Annotated in this window: 6 protein-coding genes; 4 read left to right on the top strand and 2 right to left on the bottom strand. The window is 49.4% G+C overall.

Features of this window, described 5'->3' with window-relative positions:
- Window positions 1-47: 47 nt before the first annotated feature.
- Both FRY97_RS21035 and FRY97_RS21030 read right to left on the bottom strand, forming a co-directional pair.
- Window positions 48-1,046 (bottom strand): hypothetical protein, encoded by a 999-nt coding sequence (locus FRY97_RS21035; protein WP_147169597.1) that lies wholly within the window; start codon window positions 1,044-1,046, stop codon window positions 48-50.
- 99 nt (window positions 1,047-1,145) lie between these two features.
- Window positions 1,146-2,939 carry a hypothetical protein gene (locus FRY97_RS21030; RefSeq protein WP_147169596.1) on the bottom strand — a complete coding sequence of 598 codons (1,794 nt, stop codon included), beginning with the start codon at window positions 2,937-2,939 and terminating at the stop codon, window positions 1,146-1,148.
- Window positions 2,940-3,856: 917 nt separating this feature from the next.
- Here FRY97_RS21030 and FRY97_RS21025 point away from each other — a divergent pair.
- From FRY97_RS21025 to FRY97_RS21010, 4 genes are all read left to right on the top strand, one after another.
- The gene (locus tag FRY97_RS21025; RefSeq protein WP_147169595.1) at window positions 3,857-5,149 is read left to right on the top strand and encodes a PKD domain-containing protein; all 1,293 of its coding nucleotides are present in this window, start codon (window positions 3,857-3,859) and stop codon (window positions 5,147-5,149) included.
- A 222-nt stretch (window positions 5,150-5,371) separates the two neighbouring features.
- Entirely contained in the window at window positions 5,372-6,784 is a 1,413-nt protein-coding gene (locus FRY97_RS21020) for a sensor histidine kinase (protein ID WP_147169594.1), read from the top strand.
- A 9-nt stretch (window positions 6,785-6,793) separates the two neighbouring features.
- Complete coding sequence (locus tag FRY97_RS21015; RefSeq protein ID WP_147169593.1) at window positions 6,794-8,467, top strand: FAD-dependent oxidoreductase; 1,674 nt, start codon at window positions 6,794-6,796, stop codon at window positions 8,465-8,467.
- A gap of 428 nt (window positions 8,468-8,895) precedes the next feature.
- Window positions 8,896-9,297, top strand: coding sequence for a hypothetical protein (locus FRY97_RS21010; RefSeq protein WP_147169592.1), 402 nt, complete (start codon window positions 8,896-8,898; stop codon window positions 9,295-9,297).
- Window positions 9,298-9,325: the final 28 nt, after the last annotated feature.

Genomic DNA, 9,325 nt, shown 5'->3' with positions numbered 1-9,325 from the left:
GGCAACAGTTTTTTCTTTGCATTATTTTTCTCAAATAAATCTTGAGTTCAGATTGCCAGTACCGTCAATAAAGGATACCAATCAGTTTTGGTCGAATCTAAAATTTTTAATAAAGGGTTATATATTTGTAGCGGTTTATCTTCCTTGTGCGCTAAATCAGGTGACCATGATTCAAAGTATTTGTCATATTTCATCACCCAGTTACTGTCATGTGCATTGATATGTATTTTTCCAATATACGCTAATAACGGTAAAAAGATTTGGTCACAGAAATCATCCGTTATGATATTTCTGTATAAATATCGGTCAATGCTTGAAAGGCTAAACTGCTGGTAATTGAAGATTTCTTCATTTACCTTGCTTACCTTCAATAGGTTTGGCAAACGCTCAGCTAACTCATTTACGTAGTCTGGAAAATTTTCGCCATAAGGGTTGCGTCCACACATATTTATATTTGTATAGCCAAATTCAGGCTTCGTCCCCCTTGGATTAGGCTTATTAAGTGTAGATGCTATTTCCCGTTTTCGCATTATCTTAATAAAGTCAGTTTCACATTGGTATAAGTTGTAATGCTCATAACCTGAATTGTATTCCATAATTTCTAATTGGTCTGTTCTATAGAACTCGCTTTGCGTTGAATAAAAATTATTTATTTCATCTATTCTGGGACAAAGATTTCTGATAACTTCCCCTTCAGGCTTGCCCAATTGAAAATAATATATTTTATCCGATTTCGGAAGATATTCTATCTTGCGAATGGGATACTGCATCGGAATGTGTTTAATAGCTTGAAATCTGCCGATTAGCCGTGTCATGTACCCTTTCATGCTACTGTAAACATGAGCCTCAACTGGTTCAAAAATAACCACCACTCTATCGTCAGCCAGCAGATACGGAATCAACTGGGGCTCTCTTCCGCAAGGGTGAAAAGTATATTCCTTAAGTTGCTTTCCTTTGAATCTTTCAATTAGTTCATACCCCTTATTCAAGGGGATTTTTTCTTGTTCGTAGGTTATCCCATATTTTGTAACTATTTTCTTCACCATGCGATTTACTATTGAGTTAAACTAATATTTTTTGTTCCAAACGATAATTGAATTTGATGGACACCTCATTGGTATCCATCAAATAAATATTCAATTACTTCATTCGTCATCGGGGCAAGAAGGAATCTCATTCCCAATCAAATACTGTTCTTCAAATGTTTCTGCCTCGGCAGCGAAATCTATAGTCACTTCATCATAATCGAAATTTCTTTCCATATTCTCCTCAAGTGCCCACTTAAAAAATAATGGTCCTAAAAATGCAAACATGTGGTCGCTGTAATCTAAGTTTAACAAATTTAGTAACTCAGGGCGTTTTACACGAAATTGATGTGGCTCGTCCATTCTATGTTCAACACCAGAATAGTAAAGCGGTATGTTTTGGCTACTACAACTACTTGCTATATTTGACGCTAAGGAAACGTTAGCTGGTAGTATCATATAGAGCCCATGCTGAACCGTAGTAGACGATTTGTGTGCATTATTCTGAATCCAGTTCCGATAATCGGTAAATTGTCCAGTTTGAGCTGAATAATCAAATGAACTTCCACTAAAAACACCTTTAATTTCAATAATCACTGGTTGGTCATAGATGAAGATGTCATAAAGTGGTTGGGTTGTGTATCCGTCAGGTATTCTATTCAACCCCGGAAGGTTTATCTGGCCTAACGGCTCTCCCAAGGAATTAAGAACAGCATTTTCGTGAGCATAACCCAGTACTCGACAAGCCCAGAAATTATTGATATCATCCTCCTGGTTGGGATACAATGAAATAAGTTCATTCCGAATAACATTTGTCAAGCCAAAATAATCAGGCCCGTTAAAGTTGACCCAATTGCCAGGAGCAAGATTCACATCTGGAAGAATAGCTTCATAGTCAATGTCAAAACCATTGAGTAAAAAAGGGTTGAGGCCATTTGTCTGAAAATACTCAAATAGGTTTTCGATATTGGATTGGTTGTCAGCATCTTCTAAAAAATCCTCTATTGCAGATACTAAGTTTTTGAATTCCACGAAATTTAACCCCTCGGCCATGCCAATATCTAAAAATGATTGCGCTGCTTCCATGTAAACTGTTGTTGTTCCGTTATCCTCCAGAAAATTATCAATAGCATTGGCCCAACTGCAATTCCCTCTCAACCAACTCAGCTCCAAAGGAGTATCGGCAACACCCGAACTTATTAGGTCATTTGTACATCCGCTTGAACAAACAGCATAGCAATAATCATTGACACCATCACTTAAGCATGATAAAGTCGTATAACAATCAATTTCAGTTATATTTAAAGCACTCCAAGAATCATAGTCTTCATTTTCTTTATCAAATAAATCAATGTCATAATCCTTGAATAATTGAGTGAAGAAGTGAAAGCTTGGGTTTTCTGGGTCTGATGCAATAGAAATCATTTTTTCTCTGCTTATCAAGGCAAAAGAAGCGGCCCCTTGGTTTTCTGTTTCGGAATATAATAGAATCGCATTGATTTCTGTTGAGTTATTCTTAAAAACAGGCACAGACACTATAAAGTCTCCATCTTCGGAATCATGGTAAATTATATGTCCATCCCAAAAGGGATACCCCCATTTTTCAACAATTTCATCAGTATATCTTCCCTCTGACCAGCTATTTAGTTGTTGGACAAAATATTTTGTTTTTTCAACTTCCTCTGGGTCGGTCCTGAGTCGAATCTTTCCATGTTTTTCATACCATTTTTTAGAGATAGGCTTTAATAGGTCAAATGTCTTTTCATTTTGAAAAAAAGGAGCATTTAAGACTTCTTCTTCATTTGAGTTTGTGTTAGGCAATTGTTCCTGTAAGGACAAATCATTTTTTTCGCATGAATAGAAAAACATGCCCAGTACAAGTACTGTAAAAGTGATTTTGAATAAGCTTTTCATGATTGAATCTTTTTTAGTTAGCGTGCTCACATCTTTTAGGGAGATGGCCTACACTTGCATTGTCGCAAAGACCTATTTTATATCGATGTGACTCTCCCGTTGGCATTTTTAAGAATTCTTGAAAACACTACTCTTTCAGAAAAAATAACCTTAATCGGTTCGAGATTTGCCTTTCATTTTAGCCTTTCTGCTTTCTTTTTCTGATTTTCTTTGTCTTCTTTATTCTTAAATTGTTGCCAACTCGCTAATACACGCACTTTCCCCCCAATTTGTCGTTCTTTTTCCCACTTTGCCCAGTGCCTTAAGTCATAAATCTCTGATACTTAAGTTGAAGTTATTTGCCGACTAATCAAGGCGAAGGTTCGCGACTTTAGCCCGAGCTAAAGGAGCGGTTCTTTAACGAAGAGTAGGCGGAAAAGAACGAAACTTGGGGTGTCAAGGATTTATGGCTTGAGGCACTAGGCTGAGCCTACCTGCTTGCAGCGCCCGGTGCGCCGCGCTGTAACCCAGACAATACTACAATATACAAAAAGGCCACAATGCTGCCTACTTGCCAACAGAAAAAAACAGCCTGCTGGTAGGGCAGTGCGGCTGCCCGGTGGGGGGGAGTGCCACCCCTTGGCACCGGCCTAGCGCTGTGGAGGGGTGGCCGAAGGCCAGACCCGACGCCTGAAGGGCGAGGGGCCGAGCGGACAGCGAGCCCTGGAGCATAGCGGCACCTGCCGTTGGGCAGGGGCAGGCCCCTATCCTTGGGGAGGGGGCAGGCCAAAAAAACGATAACCCGGTTTGTGCGGCTGTCGGTTCAGGTGGTTGGCGGCAACCTGCTCTATTGTACCACTAAACTTTGACCGCCCTGGTGCAGCCAACTCAAAAATCTCCTACATTTGCCCCAATCACTCAAAACCACATCTGTTGCTATGAAAAGAATATGGCTTTATACCCTCCTGCCCATGCTGCTCCCCTGCTTGGGCCAATCGCAGATCACATTAGGCCCTGATGACATCCCGGCTTTTGGCACGGTGCTCTCCTTTGGGGTCGATACCCTGCCTTTTGAGCCGGGCATCGGGCAGGCTGCTGCCGAAGCCCAAACCTGGTCTTTCCTTGGTCTTAGCGCAGGGGAAACTTTCGATAATACCGTAGTAGACCCCGCAGCTACACCTGCCGGGGGGCTCTTCCCCAATGCGACCTTTGCCTTTGAGGCGAGCAACGGGCTGTATGCTTATGCTACGCTCACGGAAGACGCCCTGCTCGCAGCCGGCGGCTCTGCCCCTGGCCCCACAGGTGAGGTGTTTACGGTAGCCTTCAATCCCGGGCAGCAGCTTTTGCCGGTGCCGGCTACTTATGGCAGCTCCTTCAGCAGTACCTTCGGCTTTCAGCTCGAAATCGATGGCTCAGATTTCGGGGCAGATTCTATCCGCATCATCGAGCAGGGCAGCGTAACGGCAGAGATCGATGCTTTCGGCGAAGTCACCGTGCCGGCCGGCACCTTCGAGGCATTGCGGCAGCGCAGCGAAGTGATCACCAACGATTCCATCTATGCCAAAGTGTTTGGCTTTTTTATCCTTGTAGATGTGATCACGGATACCACCGTTACTTACGAATGGTGGGCAGCCGATGGGGTGGGCTCCGTTTGCAGCATTGATTTTGATACGGAAGGCAACCCTACCTCTGCTACTTTCCTCACTGCAGTCAATGGGGAAGGGGCTTCAGCCCCAGTAGCGGCTTTCTCTTTCGAGCAGGCCGGAGGCGGCACGGTGCAGTTTACCGACAACTCTCAAAACGGGCCGGTATCCTGGCTTTGGGACTTTGGCGATGGCACCGATGGCAGCACTGCACAGAACCCCGGACATACGTATGCCGAAGTAGGGGCCTACGTGGCTTGCCTGACGGTAACCAATGCCCTGGGCAGTGATGTCGCCTGCCAAACCGTAGATATCATTTCTCAGGCTGGCAGCCAACTCCCTGGCAAGGCTGCCATGGCTTTCCCCAACCCTGCTGCTGGCCCTGTGCAGGTCGAGCTGCACAGTTGGGCAGGCCGCAGCCTCAAGCTCGAATTGTACCATGCTACAGGGCAGCTCCTTTGGCAGCAGTCATGGGGTGCTGCACCAGCTCAGCTGTACCTCCCGCTTGACGGCCAGCCCTCGGGCGCTTACCTGCTCCGCATCAGCGATGGCGCCTACCAGCAGTCTGTACGTTTGCTCAGACAGTAGCAGATACCTTCGGCAATCGGCCCCGCACAGCCCCGCAGCATGTATGTTGCGGGGCTGTGCGGTTTTCAGGGCTAGGCTTGCCTGCGCAGGGGGCTACAGCAACTTTTTCCTATCTGGCCGGGTTGGATTCAATAAGGCCGTCCCAATTGGGCTAGCGCTCCACAGCCTTGCCTGCTTGCGCGCCCCAGCTCCCATCTCCTAATCAAATCCATTGCAAGCCCAATGCTAGTTACCCCTAAGCCCCCTGACCTGCTTCAACGCCTGCAGGCTTTCAGTACATTCGCAGCTATCCCCCCGGCCGCCCTACAGTGGCTGATCCATCAGTCCAGCTTCACCTGTTACCCGAAAGGGGAGGCCCTTTTTAAGCCAGGCTTGGCGGTAGACCATATGCAAATCATAGTGGAAGGGCGGTACGCCATCCGTGCCGAACAGCATGGGCAGGTCATGGAGCTAGGTGTTTTCGAAACTGGCTACATCACCGGGGTGCTACCTTTTTCCAGGATGACCGCTGCCCAAGCTTGGGGCACCGCCTTGGAAGATACCTATGTGCTAGAGCTCCACCGGCAGTATTTTACTGAAATGGTCAACCAAAGCTACGAGCTTACCCAAGCCTTGGTCGCCCGTATGAGCGACCGGGTGCGCGACTTTACCTCCCAGCGTTTCCAAAACGAAAAGCTCATGGCCCTCGGCAAGCTTTCTGCAGGCCTGGCCCATGAGCTCAACAACCCCGCCGCGGCTATGGTGCGCAATGCTCAAGCGCTCTACCAAAAGGTGCACCATACCCCTGATAAGTTCAAAGCCATCATGGCCATGGGCATTACCCCCGAGCAGACGGATCAGGTCAACGATCTGCTGTACGCCAAGCTAAAAGCAGCCCCCGGGCTGCAGCTAAGCATCCTGCAGCGTGAAAATCTGGCTGATGGCCTGCTCGATTGGCTGGAGGAGCAAGGCGTTGATGAAGCAGAAGATATTGCTGATACCTTCGCCGACTTTGGCATTGCAGCGGATGAGCTGAGCCGCCTACAGTCTATCACCGGGGTCAAAGCCTTGCCTGCTGTGCTGCATTGGCTGGAAAGCACCCTGAGCCTCGAAAGGCTGGTGAGCGAAATCCAAGAAGCGTCCAACCGCATCAGCGAGCTGGTGAAATCGGTCAAGTCTTATTCTCACATGGACAGAGGGGTAGCACTCGAAGCGGTGGATGTGCACGAGGGGATCCGCAGCACCCTCACCATGCTCCGGCACCGTATCCGCCAAAAACAGCTCACGGTGCACGAAGATTACTACCCAGGGCTCCCGCCTTTGCAAGGGTTCGCAGGCGAGCTCAACCAAGTTTGGACCAACCTGCTGGTCAATGCCATCGACGCTTTGCCTGTCGCTGGTGCGATCACGGTACGGACCTTCCCCGACCGCGAGTTTGTAAGGGTCGAGTTTGAAGACAACGGGCCCGGTGTGCCGGAGGATATACAAACCCGCATTTTTGAGCCTTTTTTTACGACTAAACCTATGGGAGAGGGCACTGGCATGGGGCTGGATATGGCCCGAAAGATTGTAGAGCGGCACCGCGGCAGCATTCAGCTGTCCTCCCGGCCAGGGCAGACCATCTTTCAGCTCTGCTTCCCTCAGCACAACCTATAACCAACAGCTATGGCAACAACAGGTAAACCTATCATCTTTTCTGTAGACGACGACCCGCAAGTGCTCCGTGCCCTCAAGCGCGACCTGCGCTCAGCCTACAAAGACCATTATCGGATTGTGAGTACCGACAGCGCCGCTCAGGCACTGGAGGCACTGGAATCGTTCAAGAAGCAAGGCGAGGAAGTCGCCCTCCTTATCTCGGATCAGCGTATGCCTGAAATGCCTGGCGTCGACTTCCTGGAACGGGCTAGAGCTTACTTCCCACAGGCGCGCCGTGTCCTGCTCACTGCTTATTCAGATACCGGGGCGGCCATCAAGGCCATCAATGAGGTACAGCTTGACTACTACTTCCTCAAGCCTTGGGCCCCCCCGGCAGAGCGGCTTTACCCTGTGCTCGACGACCTGCTCGATGACTGGCAGGCGGCTTTTCGGCCTGCTTTCCGTGGTATCCGCGTAGTAGGGTATGCCTACTCCCCCTTTTCCCATCGTATCAAAGACTTCCTTTCTGGCAACCTGCTGCCCTACCAATGGCTAGATATCGATCATAAAGGCCCTGCTGAGGAACTGCTTGCCCTGCACCACATGAGCGCCCCCAACGATCTGCCCGCGGTGTTTTTTGAAGACGGCACAGCTATGGCTGCGCCATCTGTCCAACAGCTCGCAGCCCGCATCGGCCTTCAGCCCGTCGCCAAAGCAGAGCTTTATGACCTGGCCATCATAGGCGCAGGCCCAGCAGGCCTCGCAGCAGCAGTGTACGGAGGCTCAGAAGGGCTAAAGACGGTACTCGTCGAGAAACGGGCACCCGGCGGGCAGGCGGGCACTAGCTCCCGTATTGAAAATTACCTCGGCTTCCCCAAAGGGCTCAGCGGCTCGGAGCTTGCCCGCCGTGCCATCACACAAGCTACTCGCTTTGGCATAGAATTCCTCTCCCCAAAAGAAGTCACCGCAATACATACCCAACAAGGGTACAAGCAAATCCAATTTGCAGAGGGCGCCCCGCTCAACGCCAAGTCCGTTATCATTACCACAGGCGTTGATTACCGCCGGCTGCCTGCCGATGGGGCCGAATCCCTGACCGGCGCAGGCGTTTACTATGGCGCAGCTATGACCGAAGCCCACGCCTGCCGGGGCAAGCAGGTCTATATCGTTGGGGGTGGCAATTCGGCAGGGCAGGGCGCAGTTTACTTGTCCCAGTTCGCCGAAAAAGTCAATATCCTGGTGCGCAAGCCCGGCTTGGAGGCAACGATGTCTTCCTACCTCATCGGCCAGATAGCGGGCATCCCCAATATAGAAGTACACGGGCGTACACAAGTACAGCAAGCAGGAGGGAAGGAGCACCTCGAATACCTCCTGCTGGAAAACCTCGACACCCATGACCGGTACGAGGTGCCTGCAGATGCCCTGTTCATCTTCATCGGCGCCAAGCCTTTTACCGATTGGTTAGGGGACAAGATCTTGCGCAATGAAAAAGGGTATGTCAAAACCGGTAGCGATCTGATGAAAGACGAGCGGTTCGCTAAAACCTGGAAAAGGGGCAGAGAGCCTTACCTCTTAGAAACCTGCGAGCCGGGCATCTTTGCCGCAGGCGATGTCCGTTCAGGTGCCATGAACCGCGTAGCCTCAGCAGTAGGGGAGGGGGCTATGGCGGTCAAGTTTGTACACCAGTATCTGGCAGAGGCTTGAGCGTAGGGGGGTGTCTGTGTTCCCCCTCCTGCCGTCGGGCCGCTACGCTGCGCCCTTCGCTGTTCGCTCAGCCCTTCGGGCCTTCGGGGCTCCGCATCGCTGTCATCCCTGTGATGGCGCACCATATATATAAGGATCAAGCAGTCTCCCGGGCCTTCAAAAATTATAGTCTGCGTTGTGCCGGCTTTGCGGCACAAAAAGGGCTCAGGGGGGCGCGCAGCGTGCGCAGTGGCCTTCAGGGGCGCCCCGGAGCGGAACAAAAGGCGGGGCTAGTTTTGCACTGTACAGAAAAAACGGGCGAGGGCTTGCACAGGAAAAAAGGCTGCCCTATATTTGCAGCCGCTTCGGAAGAGAAGCCCACTGGATTGAAAAAGCGGAGATAAAAATTTTGAAAAAAGGCTTGCACAGATGGAGATAACGAATTATCTTTGCAGCCGCTTCCGAAGGGAAGAGCGCGAAAAGCGGTTTTAAAATTTTTTCAGCAAAAGTTTGGCGCTTTCAAAAAAGCTTATTACTTTTGCACTCGCTTTGAAAGCAAGGCGGTTTTTGACCTTTCGGACGGCTGCTCAGGCAGCAAAAAAAGAGAAAAAATAAAGCCAAAAAGCTTTGTACAGAAAACCAGAACGCAGTATCTTTGCAATCCGCTTTTAAAGGAAGCGGGGCGCGGGAGCGCTTCTTGGAGACCGAATTTAAGGCTGGCACAGGCCGGCATTAAAGATAAAGCGCCCTTAGCGGCGCGAAAGTTCATTGACACTGATTTGTTAGAAGGTAAGCACGAAAGTGCATCTTCGAATAGACAACAGACGCGACACCTTTTTTTTAAAGATTAGGATTCGTTAGATTCTGACTGAGCGAAAT

Origin of the sequence: Phaeodactylibacter luteus (assembly GCF_007993045.1) — a bacterium.
In the GTDB taxonomy this organism is placed as follows: domain Bacteria; phylum Bacteroidota; class Bacteroidia; order Chitinophagales; family Saprospiraceae; genus Phaeodactylibacter; species Phaeodactylibacter luteus.
This window is presented reverse-complemented; position numbering and strand designations above follow the sequence as displayed.